Annotated in this window: 15 protein-coding genes and 1 pseudogene; 9 read left to right on the plus strand and 7 right to left on the minus strand. The window is 57.4% G+C overall.

Going from position 1 to position 18,527, the window contains the following annotated elements; genetic code table 11:
• Positions 1–251: 251 nt before the first annotated feature.
• From V3W27_RS21300 to V3W27_RS21325, 6 genes are all read right to left on the minus strand, one after another.
• On the minus strand, positions 252–1,226 hold the full coding sequence (locus tag V3W27_RS21300; RefSeq protein ID WP_330207457.1) for an AraC family transcriptional regulator: 975 nt from the start codon (positions 1,224–1,226) through the stop codon (positions 252–254).
• A 187-nt stretch (positions 1,227–1,413) separates the two neighbouring features.
• Positions 1,414–1,935, minus strand: coding sequence for a hypothetical protein (locus V3W27_RS21305; RefSeq protein ID WP_330207458.1), 522 nt, complete (start codon positions 1,933–1,935; stop codon positions 1,414–1,416).
• On the minus strand, positions 1,935–2,666 hold the full coding sequence (locus tag V3W27_RS21310) for an alpha/beta hydrolase (RefSeq protein ID WP_247269040.1): 732 nt from the start codon (positions 2,664–2,666) through the stop codon (positions 1,935–1,937). Before V3W27_RS21310 ends, V3W27_RS21305 begins: the two co-directional genes overlap by 1 nt.
• 3 nt (positions 2,667–2,669) lie before the next feature.
• Positions 2,670–3,167, minus strand: coding sequence for a PAAR domain-containing protein (locus tag V3W27_RS21315; protein ID WP_247269041.1), 498 nt, complete (start codon positions 3,165–3,167; stop codon positions 2,670–2,672).
• Between the two features lie 353 nt (positions 3,168–3,520).
• Positions 3,521–3,820, minus strand: a complete 300-nt coding sequence (locus V3W27_RS21320; RefSeq protein WP_247269042.1) for a hypothetical protein — start codon at positions 3,818–3,820, stop codon at positions 3,521–3,523.
• 120 nt (positions 3,821–3,940) lie between these two features.
• Complete coding sequence (locus tag V3W27_RS21325) at positions 3,941–4,303, minus strand: DUF6124 family protein (RefSeq protein WP_247269043.1); 363 nt, start codon at positions 4,301–4,303, stop codon at positions 3,941–3,943.
• A gap of 460 nt (positions 4,304–4,763) precedes the next feature.
• Here V3W27_RS21325 and V3W27_RS21330 point away from each other — a divergent pair, with 460 nt between their 5' ends.
• The 3 genes from V3W27_RS21330 to V3W27_RS21340 all read left to right on the plus strand — a co-directional run bounded on the left by V3W27_RS21330 (position 4,764) and on the right by V3W27_RS21340 (position 7,921).
• Positions 4,764–5,636 carry an AraC family transcriptional regulator gene (locus V3W27_RS21330; protein WP_330207459.1) on the plus strand — a complete coding sequence of 291 codons (873 nt, stop codon included), beginning with the start codon at positions 4,764–4,766 and terminating at the stop codon, positions 5,634–5,636.
• Between the two features lie 117 nt (positions 5,637–5,753).
• Positions 5,754–7,022: a DUF1479 domain-containing protein gene (locus V3W27_RS21335; protein ID WP_330207460.1), complete on the plus strand. Its 1,269-nt coding sequence runs from the start codon at positions 5,754–5,756 to the stop codon at positions 7,020–7,022.
• A 647-nt stretch (positions 7,023–7,669) separates the two neighbouring features.
• Complete coding sequence (locus V3W27_RS21340; RefSeq protein ID WP_330207461.1) at positions 7,670–7,921, plus strand: DUF2790 domain-containing protein; 252 nt, start codon at positions 7,670–7,672, stop codon at positions 7,919–7,921.
• A gap of 44 nt (positions 7,922–7,965) precedes the next feature.
• Here V3W27_RS21340 and V3W27_RS21345 read toward each other — a convergent pair whose 3' ends face one another.
• Positions 7,966–8,910, minus strand: coding sequence for a LysR family transcriptional regulator (locus tag V3W27_RS21345; protein WP_330207462.1), 945 nt, complete (start codon positions 8,908–8,910; stop codon positions 7,966–7,968).
• Between the two features lie 87 nt (positions 8,911–8,997).
• Between V3W27_RS21345 and V3W27_RS21350 the strand changes: the two are divergent.
• The 6 genes and pseudogenes from V3W27_RS21350 to V3W27_RS21375 all read left to right on the plus strand — a co-directional run.
• Positions 8,998–9,084: pseudogene (locus V3W27_RS21350) on the plus strand (G/U mismatch-specific DNA glycosylase); the annotation flags it as partial.
• Positions 9,085–9,439: 355 nt separating this feature from the next.
• Positions 9,440–9,955, plus strand: a complete 516-nt coding sequence (locus tag V3W27_RS21355) for an Hcp family type VI secretion system effector (protein WP_027613808.1) — start codon at positions 9,440–9,442, stop codon at positions 9,953–9,955.
• 125 nt (positions 9,956–10,080) lie between these two features.
• Positions 10,081–12,987 (plus strand): type VI secretion system Vgr family protein, encoded by a 2,907-nt coding sequence (locus tag V3W27_RS21360; protein ID WP_330207463.1) that lies wholly within the window; start codon positions 10,081–10,083, stop codon positions 12,985–12,987.
• Positions 12,984–17,669, plus strand: coding sequence for an RHS repeat-associated core domain-containing protein (locus tag V3W27_RS21365; protein ID WP_330207464.1), 4,686 nt, complete (start codon positions 12,984–12,986; stop codon positions 17,667–17,669). Before V3W27_RS21360 ends, V3W27_RS21365 begins: the two co-directional genes overlap by 4 nt.
• The gene (locus V3W27_RS21370; protein ID WP_097089968.1) at positions 17,659–18,141 is read left to right on the plus strand and encodes a DUF4265 domain-containing protein; all 483 of its coding nucleotides are present in this window, start codon (positions 17,659–17,661) and stop codon (positions 18,139–18,141) included. Before V3W27_RS21365 ends, V3W27_RS21370 begins: the two co-directional genes overlap by 11 nt.
• Before the next feature lie 59 nt (positions 18,142–18,200).
• Positions 18,201–18,464 (plus strand): PAAR domain-containing protein, encoded by a 264-nt coding sequence (locus V3W27_RS21375; protein WP_007969244.1) that lies wholly within the window; start codon positions 18,201–18,203, stop codon positions 18,462–18,464.
• Positions 18,465–18,527 lie beyond the last annotated feature (63 nt).

Here is an 18,527-nt window from a genome sequence, read left to right on the forward strand (position 1 = left end):
GCTTGCTCGCGAAGAGGCCATGTCAGTCACCATCACCTTGGCTGACCCACCGCATTCGCGAGCAAGCCCGCTCCCACATTCAGATCCCGGCCAGCCGCCAACCCTGAGCCCAGCACATAACCCCACGGCACCGACCAGCCGCAATCTTGAGTCCACCAACTAACCCTGTGGAAGCGAGCCTGCTCGCGAAGGCGTCATGTCAGCCAACATCACCATCAACTGACCCATCAGCATTCCCGTCGATAAACCAATCAACCCCGCCCCCTCATCTGCGCCGGACTCACCCCATACGCCTGCTGAAAATACTGACAAAACCGCCCGACATTACTGAAGCCAAAGCGCAACGCCACCTCCGTCACCGACGCCGAATGCCGCTGCCCCAGCGCCTCGAAAGCGCGCTCCAATCGCACCTGACGCTGATACGCCACAATCGACATCCCGACAAACCGCCGAAAGCCCTCCTGCAATGCGCGCTGACTGACATTGCTCAACCGCGCCAACTCAACCCCACTCACCAACTGTTCGGGATGCGCCTGAATAAACTCCACCGCCAACTTCACATGCCGCGGCGTCACCCTCGGCGCCGGCTGGCGCAACGCCTCGGTAAAATTGTGCGGCCACGCCTCCAGCACCGCATCAATCAACATCTCACGCAACCGCGACGGCATCAGCGTGCCGCTATTGAGCAACAGATCAAACTCCGTCCCCGTCGCCAGATCAATCAACGCCTTGATCCCGCCAAACGCCGCCGAGTGCAGATCCACCACCGGCTCAAACACAATCTTCTGCACAACCGGCCGCCCCAACAACGCCGCCAAACGCTCAGTCAGTTGCCCCCGATTCACCGAAATCCCGTGCTGCGCGTGATTGTCGAGAAAACGCATTGAACGGATATCCGCCTTATCAATCGCCAACCCCACCTGCGCCACACCGACGGACTCGGTGCGGTGGTTGAACACAATCTTGCCCGCCGTGGGAATCACAAAAGTGATCTCGTCCTGCGGGTCGGGGAAGGTGACGGTGAAATCACCGTGGTAATGCATACGCCGGAAACTGACCCCGTCGTGCCGCCCGTAGACGCCGCCGATGATGATGTTGGAGGGGATCGGCGGGGTGTCGGCGTAGCGATTGCCGAAGAGCCGGGAGAAGAGGGCGCCGAAGTCTTCGGAGTGGAGGTTTTCGGAGCGGAGGATGATTTTTTGGCGAGGTGGGGCGACGGAGTACACCTTGGGGCACCTTTTTTTGGGGCTCTTGGGTAAGTGGGGAGAGGCGCAGGGGAGGTTAGCAGGTTGGGGGTGACAGGTTTGTGACGGGAGATTGAGTCACTGGAGACGGCCAATAACCCCCAGGTATATCCAGCAGCAGCGGGCAGATACTTCAGGTAAGTGCTTGCTTAGGTTGCATCTAAAAAAACTAAGGGTTTTTAAATATCTGCTCTGTCATTTTCATGGTTGGAATGATCAATGACTTTGTGTAATAGGTTTTATATCCATACGCGGTAATGCGTACCTTGCAGGGTATGAAAGCTTTATTGGCTAGTAGCGGTCGGACGGCTTCGTAATCATTCAGGTCGAGTTGCGTCCCATCGGGTCTTGTATTGTAAAAAACAAGTTCTGAAGTGAAGGTGTGATTTGGTCTGGCTTGGCTGCTCGCATTCACCAGGCCTTCAGCCTTTATATTGATTGAATGCTCGGACGAAAAATTCATGTCGCCGTCTAACGAGCAGGTCAGCGTTGGCGTGAGCTGATTAGAGTTTTCGAAATCATTGAATGCGCTAGCCAAATCTATTGTTGAAGTAAATTTCACAGTAAAAAGATTATTCGGCCCTAATTCGAAAGACGACAAAGTAAGATCGGCGGGCGGGATGTTGGCTGTTTTTACACAGCCAGCGCAGAGAAGTAATGTCAGGTAGACGAAGCAGCGATATAGATTCATTAACCGAAAATACCATTGATGGAGTCAAAAATCAGATCGAGCGCTGATTTTGTTTCCTGAACCGGCTGAATGAACATCCAATCTGCAGAGGCGTGGTGGATATCGATGGTTTTGTTCATAGTCGGACCGGATTTTATATTCCAGCGCTCGCCGAAATCAGCGACGCTGTCAGAAGAGTCGGGTTTGCTTGAGTTGGCTCGAATGTTAATCCAGGTCTCTGCGACAGGTTGCGGCTCTGACATGTAGATATCCGAGCCCAGCCATACCCAAAAACCTTCGCCGACAGGGTCAAGTGTCACCAGAAATTTAATGCTGTAACCCGCTTCAGATAAAATTTTAGAAAGATGTGCTCCGTTCCATCCACCCAAGCTGTGACCCACGATATACACGGGGCTTGATTTGCTGGGTATTTTGTCGATGAAGTTGGTTTTGATGTCTCCGGAACCTTTGGCGTCGTTGTAGCCTCTGGCCCAGCTGGTGTATTTGGTTTTCAGTTTTGCGTTTGGGCTTATTCTGTTATCAAGCAGATTTTTTGCGGCATCGATGTTGTGATAGGCACCTTGGAAATAATACTTTTCCTGGTCTGCGGCGCCACCGATAAAGAAGACGATGGCTTTCTTTTCCGGAACTGGTACTGCTTTGACGGTTGAGTCATTTGCAGCGGTCAATGTTTTCGTTGCCGCAAGGCTTGCGGTGTTGCCGTTTGGAAGAACAATTTGCTCTGCGGCCATTACTTAGTCTTCCAGAAAGATTTTGATGGTTTCTGCCAAGTGCGAACTCACCATATGGGTGAAGCCCATTGAATCGCTAACGCCATGTTCCAGGCTTCCATCCTCACGTTGGATGGCGTAACCGTGATTAGGCATTGGCTCGCCGGTCGTGCCGTCGACCAGTTTGATCTTGTCGCTGAAGTGCACCGGCATCGGCAGTAAACCGCTGAAGGGCGCTGATACAACGGTGTCGCCGATGATGACGGTGCCGGAGCCGCCAATGACAATGTTGCCGTGGCCTCCGGTGCTGTCTACTGTCGCGGCGTTCAGGCCGTTGATGAATACAGTCGAACTGATGCCCCCGGTAATTGGGCTACCGCAGGCGGATTTGTCGGTCATGCGAGCAGCTGCGAGGCCGTCGAAGAATACGTTCGGCGAGCCGCTGGCAATAGGATTGGTACCGTGTCCTGGAAGTGGGCAACTGGTGGGGTCTGAGACGCGAGCAGCTGGTTTTCCACTCATGGGAGGTTCCGTTTCGAAATGTGAGTAGGCGAGCTCGAGATTCTCGAGCGAGCGTTGGGCGGCAGTTTGATTAGGCGATTGCTGTTTTTACGAGCAGCAGCTCTACGTAGCCGTCGCCCAAGAAGGGATGGCTTTCAGTTCTGAAATGCGGGGGCGTATCTGAGGAGTTGTGGCGCGGTGGCGCTTCCGTACGCGGGGCATTCATAAAAATAAATCGTCCTTGAAAAATCGCCGTGAAGGATGCCCGAGGTGAAGGTCTCGTTCAACGAGATTTTCGCGCGTACTCGTACTTTTTGATCTCGTTCCCGAACTTTTTTGCAGAGCGTAATAGGCCGCTGCCGTCATTACTAAATTCAGGCTGAGGGAAACTCCAGGCTGTCGAGATCGATTTTGGCATAGGTCCCGAGTTCGCCCTTGTAGAGGGATACTCTGGATACTCTTAGCTCAGATTGTAGAAAACCAACGAGTACCCTGAGACTTGAGTGTTTGGACATGCTTGTTGGATGCACCACGGTAGCCTTGCCGGGCTCATCGTCGTAGGTTCGGATCATAAAAGTGTCTTCGCCGTTCTGGATGACGTAGTTAACCCCACGGTATTCATAGCCAGCGTCATGGTCGACATCATCGAAACGAGTAGCGGTTGTTATTTTCAATGTAGATTTCCGTTGAATTTGGCTCGTGGCAGGTAGCTTTTCGAACCGTTCGTGTTGATGTCCACTAGGCAATACCCTCCGTGGCACCAAGCTAGCTAGCGGCCACAGAGGTCTTACGAGTTATTGCGTCGGCACAACATTATCCAACGCCTGATTCACCGCCAGTTCCCCCAGCATCACCACCTGCGCAATGCCCAGCAGCGTCTTGCGAATCGGCCCCTCAACCAGCGCCGCGACATCCCCCAACATCACCGTCGCCGAACCCAGTGATTCACTGGCGTTCGCCAGCAATTCCTCGGTGGCGATTTTTGGGTTGGCTAGAAACATGGCGTTGGGTGTGTAGGGCGTGGCCATGATTTGGCTGGCGGGGTTGAGGTAGTGGTCGAGGGCGCGTTCGGCGGCTTCGCTGAGTTTTCGGGAATCGGGGGATTCGTAGGGGGAGACTGTTTCGGTCTCGGGCGGGTTCGGTGTGACTTTGAACATGATGACGCTCCATATGTGGCTAAGGGAACCATCACATTCGCTACCAAACGAGGGTGGTGGCCATTACGAAGGTTGGTAGACCGGCACACATGGAAAAACCGGCGCGCTCGAAAGCGCCCTGCGCATGGCCACCATTAAGACAGCCGCCAGAAGGCATCTGCGTAAGGTGACGTTTTGCGCCATGTGTGAAACCGGGCTACCAAACCCGATCGCTGCTTTTCAGCGACCGACCCACGATAGAACCCGCACCCTGGGCGCACAAGCCGGCGGATTCTGGCGTAGTCGTAGGCAATGGCGCAAGGCGTTGTAGCCTGGGATGACGTAACACTGGGTGTCTTTAAACGGCTCTGGCAAAACCTTAAACACGAGCGAGAAACTGACCGATTCGCGGCTTGAGCATTTCGATCGCGGTGATACGATCGTGGCGCGCCACCCACGCCAAAGAGCAGAATCGATCACCATGAAACCCAGTTTCGAAAAAATCCCCACCGAAGCCACTGCCTCGTGGACACTGCTGAACCGGCGTTTGCCGGAGGCGATTCCGTTCGAATGGCATCACCATCCCGAGTACGAGCTGACGCTGACCTTGAACAGTCGTGGCCATCGCTATATCGGCAATGACGTCGCGCCTTACGATGACGGCGATCTGATTCTGGTCGGGCCAAACGTGCCGCACAGCTGGTCGTCGGCTGAGCGGGTCGATGCCGGGCAACCGCATGTAGCGCTGGTGATCTGGTTTTCGGTGGCGTGGGCGGAGTCGCTGGTGGCGTTGTTTCCGGAGTTGGGTTCGTTGCGGCAATTGCTCGCGGCAGCGCGGCAGGCGTTGAGTTTCAGTGCGGTGGCGTCGCGGGAGATTCGGCCGCTGATCGAGGCGATGGTCGAGCAGGAGCCATCCGAGCGGTTGATCGCGTTGCTGGTGGTGTTGAACAAACTGACGCGGGACGTCGATGCCAGGCGAATCCTGTCGGCGCCGGACTTGCAGGTTGGCAGTCAGGTTGTTGAAGACCCGCGCATCCATCGGGTTCTGGATTATTTGCATGGTCACTACGCCCAGGCGATCAGCATTCCCGCATTGGCCGAGATGGCGTGCGTCAGTGTGTCGGCGTTCCATCGGATGTTCCGTCGTCATACGCGCAGCACGGCGTTGGACTACATCGTGCGGCTAAGAGTCGGACACGCCTGCGCGCTGTTGATGCAGGGGCACTCGACGGTTTCGTGGATTGCCGAGGCAGTGGGGTATTCGTCGCTGGCGCTGTTCAATCGGCAGTTCAAGGCGTTGAAGGGGCTGACACCTTCAGAGTTTCGTCGTCAGCACGGTCATCATTTTCTGTAAGCGGCGCGCTGCTTAAACGCCACAATCGTATTAGTCGACGCGGCAAATCAGGATGCCGCCGCCACCCTCGGAAGTGGTCCCATACCTGCACCAACAATAAGGTCTGCAGGTCCCCCGATGAGCAAATACCAGGCATTCGAGAGCGCAACGCTTCCGGAGAACTACCGCGACAGCATCGTCAAAATGAAACGCACCTTGCGCGCGCAGATCGGCGATGTACAGGGGCTGTTCGCCGAGGTCAGTGAGTTTATTGCCGGCGAAATTGCGTCGATCAAAGTGCAGGAGGGGCAGACCGGGTCGGCCTGGCCGGTGCTGGAGTTCGCTGACATCGCCGGCGGCACAGTGACTGCCGAGCAGTTGGCGTTGATCAAGCGTCGCGGCTGCGTGGTGATCCGCAATCACTTCCCCCGCGAGCAGGTGCTGCAGTGGGACCAGGGCTTGCTGGATTACCTCGACAAGAATCGATTCGATGCGCTGTATCGCGGGCCGATTGACCAGTTTTTCGGCAATCTCGAGGCGTCGCGGCCGGAAATTTTTCCGATCTACTGGTCGGCGGCGCAAATGCAGCTGCGCCAGCATGAGCGGATGGGCACGGCGCAGGCGTTTCTCAATCGATTGTGGAAGACTCATTCGCACGGCCAGGACTGGTTCAACCCGGATATCAATGCGCTGTATCCGGATCGGGTGCGCCGACGTCCGCCGGGCACACACTCGAAAGGCCTTGGCCCGCACACCGATTCCGGGGCGCTGGAGCGCTGGCTGCATCCGGCGTATCTGAAAGTCTTCGACAACATCTACAGCAACGACTTCGCGGCCTACGACCCGTGGGATGCGGCGTTTCGTACCGAGGTGGATGAATACGCCTACAAGGACACGGTCAAGTGCTCGGCGTTTCGCACGTTTCAGGGCTGGACTGCGCTGTCGGACATGCAGGCCGATCAAGGCGTGCTGCACACCGTGCCGATCCCCAAGGCGATGGCCTACCTGCTGCTGCGGCCGCTACTTGATGACGTGCCCGAAGACGAGTTGTGTGGGGTGGCGCCGGGCAAGGTGCTGCCGGTGTCGGCGCAATGGCATCCGTTGTTGGTGGAGGGGCTGAGTGCGATTCCGGATGTGCAGGCCGGTGATTCGGTGTGGTGGCATTGCGATGTGATCCATGGCGTCGCGCCGGTGCAGAACCAGCAGGGCTGGGGCAACGTGATGTACGTGCCGGCGGCGCCGATGTGTCCGAAGAATCTGCGGTATGCGCGGGATGTGTTCAGAGCGTTTGAGCAGGGGGCTTCGCCGGATGATTTTCCGCGTGAGGATTATGAGCGGTCGTGGGAGGAGCGTTTTGCTGTGGAGCGTCTGAACTCGCTGGGGCGTGCGGGGCTTGGGCTGGAGTAGGTGAGTTTGGGGTTTGGGGCAGGTCGCGGCCCATCGGGACGCTGCGATGTTTCGCTAAATCCTCTCACCACCGTTTTTTGTTTTGTCTGATTGAGCTGGGTGCCTTTCGGACAGCGAAACGCCCAAGGGTTTGGCACATCCTGAATGTTTAGGACGGCTTACTGCCTTGGGCGGGATGGGCGCAGATTGGTCGACGGCAATGCGAGGAGAAAGATAGAACTGCTTCGGAAAGCCTACAAGCCAGCCACTTCCGCAAGATTTGTAGGCAAATGCGCGGGCGCTTGTAGCCCCAATGTGGGGGTGATAACGGCCTGATATGAGTGGTTTGCCTGTTGGTGGTTGAAAACGGCCATGGCTAGGCGGTTTTTGAACTGGCGGTAGACTTGGGTTTTTCGCTGACTGGGCTGGCGTTTTCGCGAGCAAGCCCGCTCCCACAATGGTTTTGCGGTGTTCTGGAATGGTGTGGTCGGCGCAAAACCTGTAGGAGTGAGCCTGCTCGCGAAGGGGCATCCACGGTGTGTGGATTTATTCATCCCCATTCTGGACACAGTGTTTGTCCAACCGACCGATTTTTGCCGTGCGCTTGAACCCCTAACATCGTCTCCACTCCGTGAACAAACACGGTTCCCCACGAGACGGTGAACATCATGAAAGTTGCAAAAATCGCTCTTCTTCTGGTCTTCGGTGGTATCGGCGCGCAGGCGTTTGCAGCTGACGAGACCGCGCAAGTCGAGGCCTACAACGCCGCTGCTCAAGCAGACATCGCCCACGTGGTGTCGATCTCCGAAGCGGCCAATCAGTGCGGTGCGGTGCCGGTGCAGATGACTTATGACGACTCGACCGGTGCGCGGCATGTCGTGCAATACCAGGTGATGGGCAGCGGTTGTTCCAACGGTTGATGTCGGTGCAGGCGCTGGAGGGTCGCCACTCCAGGTCTGCGGCACTAAGCGTTGGCGAGTTCTTTGGCCCCGGCCATGTGTTCATCGGATGCCAGCAGTTGCGGGATGGCGGTTTTCAGGAACTCCACCCAGGTCTTGATTTTGGCGTCGACGAATTTGCGCGACGGGTAGATCGCGAACAGGTTGTATTCCTCCAGGCGGTACTGCGGCAGTACCCGCACCAGCGTTCCTCCCACTAATCCTTCGACGGCTGATGCCAGTGGCTGAATGCCGATGCCCATGCCATTTCTGATCGCCGTGGCCATGCCGTCGGCGGTGTTGATGTGGAAGGGTGAGTCGGGGATATTCTGCGTTTCCATGCCTTGCGGGCCTTCGAACACCCAGTTGTCTGCGGGCATCACCGTGTTGACGATGCGCAGGCAGTCGTACGCGGCGAGGTCGGCGGGTGTGGCGGGGTGGCCGCGTTTGGTCAGGTACGCCGGTGAGGCGCAGAGGATGCTGTAAGTAGTGCCCAGGCGTTGCGCGACGAAGCCGGAATCCGGCAGGTCGCGGGCGAGGACGATCGACATGTCGTAGCTTTCTTCGAGCAGATCGGGCAGGCGATTGCTCAGGGTCAGGTCGAACATCACCGTGGGGTGAATTTCGCGGTAGCGGGCGATCGCATTGATCACATAGTGGTTGCCGATGGCGGCCATGGCGTGGATCTTCAGACGCCCGACCGGCAAGGTCTGCGCGGTGCCGGCTTCTTCATCGGCTTCGCGCAGGTCATCGAGGATTTTTTCAGCGCGCTGCAAATAACGCACGCCGGCTTCGGTCAGGGCGAGGCGGCGAGTGGTGCGGTTGATCAGGCGCGTGTGCAACCGGGCTTCGAGGCTGGAGACGGCTTTGGAGACGTTGGTCGTGGTGGTGTCGAGCACATCGGCCGCAGCGGTGAAGCTGCCGCTCTGGGCGACGGCGACGAAGCAGCGCAGGGTCTGAATAACGTCCATCGTTGTGGTTGGCTCTGTGGCTGGGATGGCCATTCTAGGGTTTGCCGCGGGTGGTGTTGCAAATGTTTGCGAACGAGGGGCGCGCGCATGGCGGGTGAAGGGCTTGAAGACATTCTGGCGCCGGGGCTTTCGGTGGTGTTTTGCGGGATCAATCCGGGGTTGCTCGCGGCGGCGTATGCGGCGTTGACGGGGCAGGAGGTGGTGGCGCCAGCGTCGAAAATCTAAACACCACCACTGCGCAAAAAGTTGCGCAGTTGCTTCGCCAATTTCACCCGAGAACTCCCTTCAAGCCTCTCTAAACCAAGCCCTCCAGCCAAGTGCGCAAGAAGTTGCACAGTACTGCGCAACTTCTTGCGCACTTTTTTCTGTTTATCGAAGTTTAAAACGCCGGAACGCGAAGGTATTGCCGCCAACCCATTGATCCGAAATGGCTAGATGATGGCTGGCACGGAACTTGATATCCGAGCAGGTACCCGGGCAGGCAATGGTGCCTGTCGGTTGTGTTTTTTCAGGCAAGGAGAGCATCCCCATGGCAACACCAGCGTACATGTCCGTCACTGGCGAAAAACAAGGTCTGATCACTGCCGGCGCGTTCACCGCCGACTCCGTGGGCAACACCTTCCAGGAAGGTCACGAAGACCAGGTCATGGTTCAGGCCTTCACCCACGACGTGATTATCCCGCGTGATCCGCAATCCGGTCAGCCAACCGGTCAGCGCGTGCACAAGCCAGTGGTGATCACCAAGGTCTACGACAAGGCTTCGCCTCTGCTGCAAGCGGCGCTGACTTCCGGCGAGCGCATGAGCGAAATCGTTATCCAGTGGTACCGCACTTCGGCTCAAGGTACTCAAGAGCACTACTACACCACCAAACTGGAAGACGCGATCATCGTCGCCATCAACAACAAGATGCACAACTGCCAGGACCCGTCGAACGCCCACTTCACCCACCTGGAAGAAGTGCAGTTCACCTACCGCAAAATCACCTGGACCCACGAAGTATCCGGTACTTCGGGTTCCGATGACTGGCGTGCTCCAGTCGTTTAATCGCGACTGATGGTTGTACCACCCCGGCCAGTGGGCTGGCCGGGGTGGTTGTACCTACAGATTTTTTTGCGTGCGCCACGCTTCTTGGAATGGCGCCCGTCGCAGCATTGCGCGAGGAACAAGGGATGTTCTCACCGGCCAATCAGCCTCATTTCAATCTGACCATCGATGGCGCGGACAGCGATTTCCAGGTGCTGTCGTTCACCGGGAAAGAGGCGCTCAACACCCCCTTCGAGTTTGAGCTGGAACTGGTCAGTGAGAAGGCCTCGATCAACCTCGAAAGCCTGCTGCACAAACTCGCGTTCCTGCAGCTGTCGCCCAGCGGCACGGGGATTCACGGGCTGATCTACAGCATCGCCCAGGGCGAGGCCGGCAAGCGCCTGACCCGCTATAAAATCTCCCTGCGCCCGCAGCTGGCGTACCTCGCGCATCGGGTCAACCAGCGCATCTTCCAGCAGATGACCGTGCAACAGATCATCAGCAAGGTGCTGGAAGAACACGGCATTCTCGCCAGTGACTATCACTTCCAACTGAGCGCGATTTATCCGGAGCGCATCTACTGCGTGCAGTACGACGAAAGCGATCTGCATTTCGTCCAGCGCCTGTGTGAGGAGGAGGGGATTCACTACCACTTCCAGCACACCGCCAGCGGCCACAAACTGATGTTCGGCGATGACCAGACGGTGTTCCCGAAACTGGCGCCAGTAGCTTATCAGCAGGACTCCGGACTGGTCGCCGATCAACCAGTGGTCAAGCGTTTCGGCCTGCGTCTGGCGACCCGCACCAGCCGCACCACACGACGTGATTACGACTTCGTCAAACCGAAGATCGAGCTCGAAAGCGATGCCAAGAGCAGCGCCCAGCCGGATCTGGAAGATTACGATTACCCGGGGCGTTTCGTTGACCGCGAGCGCGGCAAGCATCTGGCCAATCGCGCACTGGAACGCCATCGCAGCGACTATCGTCTGGCCGAGGGCAACAGCGATCAGCCGATTCTGGTCAGCGGGCATTTTCTCGCCCTCACCGAACACGCCAACCCGACCTGGAACGATCTGTGGCTGCTCACCGAGATCTTCCACGAAGGCAAGCAGCCGCAAGTGCTCGAAGAGTCGGTGACCAGCGACACCACCGACAACAAGGACGATTTCCACCAGGGCTACCGCAACCGCTTCAACGCGATCCCGTGGGATGTGCCGTACCGGCCGCCGCTCGATCACCCGAAACCGAAAGTCCTCGGCACTCAGAGCGCCGTGGTCTGCGGCCCCGAGGGCGAAGAGATCTACTGCGACCAGTACGGTCGGGTGAAGGTGCAGTTCTTCTGGGACCGCGAAGGCGAGCACGACGACAAGACCAGTTGCTGGATGCGCGTGGCCTCAAACTGGGCCGCGGAAACCTTTGGCGCGATCAACATTCCGCGGGTCGGCATGGAGGTGTTGATCACCTTCCTGGAAGGCGATCCCGACCAGCCGCTGATCACCGGTTGCCTGTACCACGGCGCGAACCTGCCGCCGTACAAACTGCCGGACTTCAAGACCCTGGCCACGGTCAAGAGCAAGGAATACAAGGGCAGCCGCGCCAACGAACTGCGCATCGACGACACCACCAGCGAGATCAGCATCGCGCTGCGCAGTGATCACGGCGCCAGTGCGATCAACCTCGGCTACCTGACACACCCGCGCCCGAGCGGCGGGCAGCCGCGTGGCGAAGGTTTCGAGTTGCGCACCGACCGCCATGGCGCGGTGCGTGCTGGCGCCGGTCTGTTGATCACCACCGAGCCGCGCCCGAACGAATCGAAGCACCACAAGGACCTGCCGGAAACCGCCGAGCGCCTCGCCACTGCGAGCGATCAGCAGGACGGTTTCGCCACTCAGGCCAAAGAGCTTCAAGCGCAAGAGGCCGGCGATCAGGACGATGTGGCCAAGGCGTTGCACGCGCAGCATCAAGGTGTGCTGGGCAGTGGCCCGGCGAACATGACCGCCAATGAATTCCCTGAATTCACCGAGCCGCATCTGGTGCTTGCCAGCCCGGCCGGCATCGCCCTGACCACGCCGCGCTCCAGCCACATCGCCACCGGCGAACACCTGGCGCTGAGCAGCACCGGGCACACCAGTTTTTCCATCGGCAAACGCCTGCTGGCCAGTGCCAGCCGTGGCATGCGTCTGTTCGTGCAAAGCATGGGCTGGCGCCTGGTCGCGGCCTCCGGCGACATCGACGTCAAGGCCCTCAAGGACAGCATCAACCTGCTGGCCAAACTCAACATCACTGCCAACGCCGACCGCATCACCATCACCGCCAAGACCGAACTGGTGATCCAGGGCGGTGGCAGCGCCACCACCTACAACGCCGGCGGCATCACCCACGCCACTACGGGCCCGTACACCGCGCACGCGGCGAATTTCGCCTACACCGGGGCGAAAAGTCTCGCCGGGGTATTCCCGGAACCGCCGAAACCGGGCAAAGGCAATCTGGAGCTGTTCAACCAGTACGCCGGGCGCCAGGGCATCAAGGAAGGCGACTACGAAGTTATCGACGCCCTCGGCAAAAGCATCAAGGGCAAGCTCGACGCCAAGGGTTTCGCCAGCGTTTCTGGCGCTGCACCAGGCCCCGCGCGTGTGTTGTTCGGCAAGGATCCGGCGGACACCTGGAGTGAGGGCAGCTACATCGGCAAAGCGGAATGGCCGCTGAAACCGCCAGCCACTGAAGACGTACCGAGTCAGGTGCAGGCGATGGTTGCGCAGGTTCTGCCGAACAAGCACTGGGACATGCTGGAGAAGGGCAAGGACATGGCGCAGAGCGGCATGGGCGCCATGCAGACCGCACAGGGCGCGATGCAGACGGCGCAGCAGGTGAAAGGGGCTGTGCAGGGCGGGGTGGCCGGGTTACCGAAACTTGCCAGTGCGGCGCTGCCGAGTGCATCGAGCATCCTCGGCGCAGCGAGCAAGGCAGGCAAACTGCCAAGCCTCCCGGCCCCGTCCTTGCCCAAACCATCGCTCAAGACGCCTGGCCTGCTGAATGGGGAGGTGCTCTCATGACTGAGGCAGCCGTTGCCAAGAAGCGCGAGCCGCAGGTCGCGATCGTTCCGCTCAACACGCTGGACGTGCAGGACGTAGGTCGTGGTGCCGCCCGGTTTGATGCCTGGCTACGATCCATCAGCGGTGGTGTCGTCACGCTCGATCGAATCAAAGGAGTTGCCGGGTCGCTGCCGGTTGTCGGCAACATCATGGCGCTGGTCGATGCGCTGGGCGATATCGTCACGCTTACCAGAAGCAAGCAGCGGGAGTTGCTTGATTGGGTCAGCCTGGGGATCAACCTGATCGGTGTTTTACCTGCGCCTCCGACCATGGCGGCTGCTCGTATGAGTTTGCGTCCGACCTTGTTTCTGGTACGTCAGGAATTGCGTAACAGCGTCAAGATGCTGTTGGGCGATTCAATGATCGAAGTGCTGGTCGGGCATTTGAACGCGACTATCGTCGGCACGATCGATGACTTCGTGAAACAGGCTCAAGGCAAACTCTCGGGCATTCTCGCCGATGCAGGAAAACTCGGCGAAAGCGCAGTCACCGAAATTGCCAAGGGTCTTGAGGCCGTTGTAAATGGCAAGCTTGATTCAAAAGGCGATGCGCGCGCGGCTGGACAAAAGATCACGGCGGCGGGCAATCAACTGCTCAGCGATCCCAAAGCGGCGATCAGTAATATCTTCGGGGCGGCATTCAGTGCCTACAAAGCCGTGGGTAAAGGGGTTGCCAACAGCGCGGCGAAGAATCTTCTGCCGGATCAGGCCAAAAAACTGGTGATGACGCACACCGGTTCATTGAGAGCGATGGGGCCTGAGATCAAAACCCAATTGAGCAAGTTGGGTGACCCGGGAACGCGTCATTCGATTGGTTGGTTGTTGCAAATGCTCAGCGGTGCTGTGTTGACGTGGCGCAGGCGTCGTGGGCATGGACAGAGTGCCAGCGTTAAACCCAACGCCACCAGTAAGGCTCAGAACAAGGCAGGTGAAGGACGACTCGAGGCCAGCAGCCATCAGGCTCCTGCGAACGCCAACGCCAATGGCAAAAAAAATGGTGCTTGTGCGGGTACTTGCAACAGCATCAGTTTCGCGTTGGGGTCCGAGTCACTGAGCCATACCGATTTCAGCCTGCCGGGTCCATTTCCTATCGAGTGGGTGCGCACCTACAGCTCCCGGTTCGATGCTTTTGACAATGGCGAATTAGGGGCACGGTGGGTAACAGAGTTTACGACCCGATTCGACTGCAAGGACGATGGACTGGTTTTTTTTGGAGCCGATGGTCGTAGCATCGATTTCCCCCTGCCCAAGCCAGGCCTCTTTCACTATGACCCCGTTGAAAATCTCACGCTGGTTCGTTCCGCTGAGGATCAACTGCTCGTTTGCTTCGGTTTCGAGCGCAAGGAAACCTATGTCCGTCGTGGTCGTTCCTTTTGGCTGACGGATGTGAAGATGCGCAGTGGTGCCGGGCTGATGCTGCATTACGAGTATCGCCATGGGGACGCCCTCGTATTATCCGATCTGATCACCTATCAAGGTGACGTCACGCAAGTTTACTTGCACATCGGAACGCTGATAGATGATCAAGGACGCTTGAGCGGTCTCTGGGAGATTCGTGACGGCGCGCCTGTACGGCAATTGTGTCGTTACCAATACGACATCCATGGCAACTTGATCCAGGCGCAGGATGAAAACGGTGCGGCCTGGAGTTATCAGTATCAGCATCACCTCCTGACTCGGTATACCGATCGCACCGGCCGCGGTTTGAATCTGCAGTGGGATGGCCAAACATCGCACGCCAGGGCTGTGCGCGAGTGGGCGGATGACGGCAGTTTCGATACTCGCCTTGAATGGGACGAAAACATCCGTCTGACTTACGTCACTGATGCCCATGGCAACGAGACTTGGCATTACTACGACATCAAGGGCTATACCTACCGGATTCGCTATGCCGATGAACGTTCAGAGTGGTTCTTTCGCGATGATGCGAAGAACGTGATTCGTCACGTTCATACAGATGGCACCACCGATCGCTACAGCTATGACGAGCGCGGTAATTTGCTCGAGCACATCAGCCCCGACGGCAGTGTCGCTCACTACGCCTACGATGATCTCAACCAACTGATCAAGGTCAGTGATGCAGAAGGCGGTCAGTGGCAACGAGCTTACGATGACGCCGGTAATCTGGTGGAGTCGGTCGATCCGCTTGGCAACAAGACGGAGTACGCCTATGACAAAGCAGGTCAGTTGATCGCTATCAAGGATGCAATTGGCAACGAGAAAACGCTTGAGTACAGCGTTGCCGGTCAGCTTCTCAAATATACCGATTGCTCTGGCAAGACCAGCGAGTGGGAATACAACGATCGCGGTCAGATGATCTGCTTTACCGATGCAGCGGGGCAAAGCACCGAATATCAGTACAAGGCCGGGCATGTCGCCTTGATAACGCATCCGGATAAAACCGAGGAGCGATTCGAGCGTGATGCCGAAGGGCGTCTGCTCGCTCATGTTGACGGTCTGGATCGCTGTACGACGTGGAGCTATAACGCGGCCGGTCTGGTTGCCGAGCGAGTAGACGCCTGCGAGCAAACGCTTCGTTACCGTTGGGACCTGCTAGGCCGTTTGATAGCACTCGAAAACGAAAACGAGCAGCGCACCCAGTTTCACTATGATCCTGTCGGAAGATTGCTTGAGGAAAAAGGCTTCGACGGCCTTGCCACACGCTATCAATACGACGCTGAGAGCGGGCGGTTGGCGAGCGCCATCAGCGGTGAACGCATCATTTCGATGACGTTTGACCCAATGGGGCGGCTTGTTGAACGCCATGCGAGCCTAGGCAATGCGACTCAAAGCGAATCCTTTGCGTATGACGGTAATGGCAACATGGTTTTGGCCACGAACGACCAGAGCCGGTTGCTGTGGTTTTATGATTCGGCCGGTAATCTGATCAGAGAGCACCAGCATTATCAGGATCTGGATGCACCGCTCGTTGCCATCTGGAGGCATGAGTACGATGCCCTCAATCAGTGTGTCGCCACGACTCGTCCGGATGGCCATCGGGTGAGTTGGTTGACGTACGGCAGTGGGCATTTGCTCGCGTTAAAACTGGATGATCACGAACTGGTCGGCTATGAGCGAGATGATTTACATCGCGAAGTCGCTCGTTATCAAGGGAATCGCCTGCGCCAGACGCAAAAGTGGGATCCGGCAGGGCGGCTACAGGAGCAACTGCTCGGTCGAAGCGACGACAATTCGACGTTGCTCAAACGCCAGTACCAATATGATGCGGTCGGCCAGTTGACCGAGCTGAACGATACTCGTCGCGGACCGCTTACCTACCGTTATGATCCGGTCGGGCGACTGATCAGCGCAGCAAGTCGCCTAGGCGTTGAAAACTTCGCGTTCGATCCCGCCAGCAACCTGCTCGACGAGAAGGTGACAGAAGTGCGCCGGCCTCTTGATCAGGCCCCGGCACGTAGTCGGTTGGTAGACAATCTTTTACGTGAATACGTCGGTACTCATTACGAGTACGACGATCGTGGCAACCAGACATTGCGTTGGCACAATGGTCGACGCAGTCGATTGCAATGGGACCTGTTCGATAGGTTGGTGCATTTTGAAGATGATCGTCTTTCGGTCAGATACGCCTACGATGCCTTGGGTCGCCGGTTGTATAAGCACTCCACAGCCCATTATGTGAACCGTCCTGAAGCAGGTTCGCACTGGAATAAAAATGAGCAGGGGCGCATTCAGCGCTTGCTTGGCTGTGGCTTGACCTTGTACGGGTGGGACGGGGACAACCTTTCCTGGGAAAGCAGTCCAGCCCCTATTGATGGGGGGACAGGTCGCACCGTCCATTACGTTTATGAACCCGGCACATTCGTACCGGTGGCTCAAGCCCTCACACACGCCTCGATTGATCTGTTGAGTCAGCCTGAATATGTCGGCGGCGACAATCTTGAAGATGATCCGCTGTGGAGTCACGCTCCTGAAGCACAACCGTTCGATGCCCTGGCCTGGTATCAGTGTGACCATTTAGGCACACCATTGGAACTTACCGATCAAGACGGTGAGATCGCCTGGAGCGCTCAATACAAAGCGTGGGGGCAGGTGAAAGAACAGACATCAGCCTCGGCAGTGCGGCGCGGGCTGACTAATCCCATTCGTTTCCAGGGTCAGTACCACGATCACGAAACAGGCTTGCACTACAACCGCTACAGGTACTACGACCCCCATGTAGGTCGCTTCATCTCGAAAGACCCGATAGGTCTGATGGGCGGTATCAACCTTCATCAATACGCGCCTAACCCGACGCAGTGGGTGGACCCTTTAGGTCTGGTCAGAAAACCGCCATCCAAGCGCGCGCTGAAGGACGGTGCTGGAGCCTCCGCTAAAGACATCGCTGCGAGCAAGGTCGGCGGCGGTAGTCGGAAAGGACAAGCGGCATGTCGCAAAAAACTTATTGCCAAAAGCAAACCGGTGGGTGTGTACAAGTGCTGGCGGTGCGGGCATACCTCTAGCAATCCTGATGACATGCACTTGGGGCATAAAAATGTGGCGACCTCGAATGGCGGCAACCTGGCCGATGTCAACGTAGATCTTGAGGGCGCTTCGTGTAACCTGAGTGCTGGAAACAGCGGTTACGTGAAAGAAGGGATGTCGTGTGTCGAACGTGGAAGTTGTGGAGCGCCATATGGACGATAAAGAATTGCCTGTTCTGATTGAGGTGTTTGTATCAGATGACGATGGCCCTGTATTTGAGGAGCTCCCTGCAATCGCGATGGGGCAGGATACTTATCAGCTGCTGTCCTCACCTGGTCTTGCGCTGAATTTGGCTCGAGGTGATGTCATCTCGATAAAAAACAAAAATACCCACGCTGAAGTCCTGAAGCGCGGAGGGAATTTTTGTATTCATATTTACGCCGACTACATCCCCGAGGACGTCATTGCACAACTGGAAACTGATGTTGGCAATGAACTGGGTGGAACGCTGGATGGCGTTTTCGAAGGCAACCTGTCACTGGCTGTGCCCTCAAGCAATGGCATGGACAGCATCAATGCGTTTTTTGATCGGTTCCGCGAGAAAACCGGACTCGAATGGTATTACGCCAATATCTATAAAAACATTGATGATGAAGATGATGAAACGCTGCTCAATTGGTGGCTGCAGAGCTGACTGACAGGTCAGCGGACGGCAGGGTCGCGAGACCAGGATCAAGTCAAAGGAGTGACAACATGAAAGACGCCATTCGCTTGGGCGACTCCACCACTCACGGTGGCAAGGTGCTCGAAGCCTTCTCCCAAACCGATCTCAACGGCAAGCCTGTTGCCGGAGTCGGTCACAAGGTCAGCTGTCCACTGTGCAAAGGGGTTTTCCCGATTGCAGAGGGCAGCAGCACCTACACCGTTGATGGCACGCCCATCGCTCTGGACGGTATGAAAACCGCTTGCGGCGCTGCGCTGATTGCAAGCGGCCCGAAAGGGGCTGTGATCAGTTGAATCTACATGTACCGCATCGGCATATGCCGGGCATCACCTGACGTTTGTTGCATGCGTGTTGGC

The sequence above is a fragment of the Pseudomonas sp. AM14(2022) genome, assembly GCF_036346455.1.
GTDB lineage: Bacteria > Pseudomonadota > Gammaproteobacteria > Pseudomonadales > Pseudomonadaceae > Aquipseudomonas > Aquipseudomonas putida_A.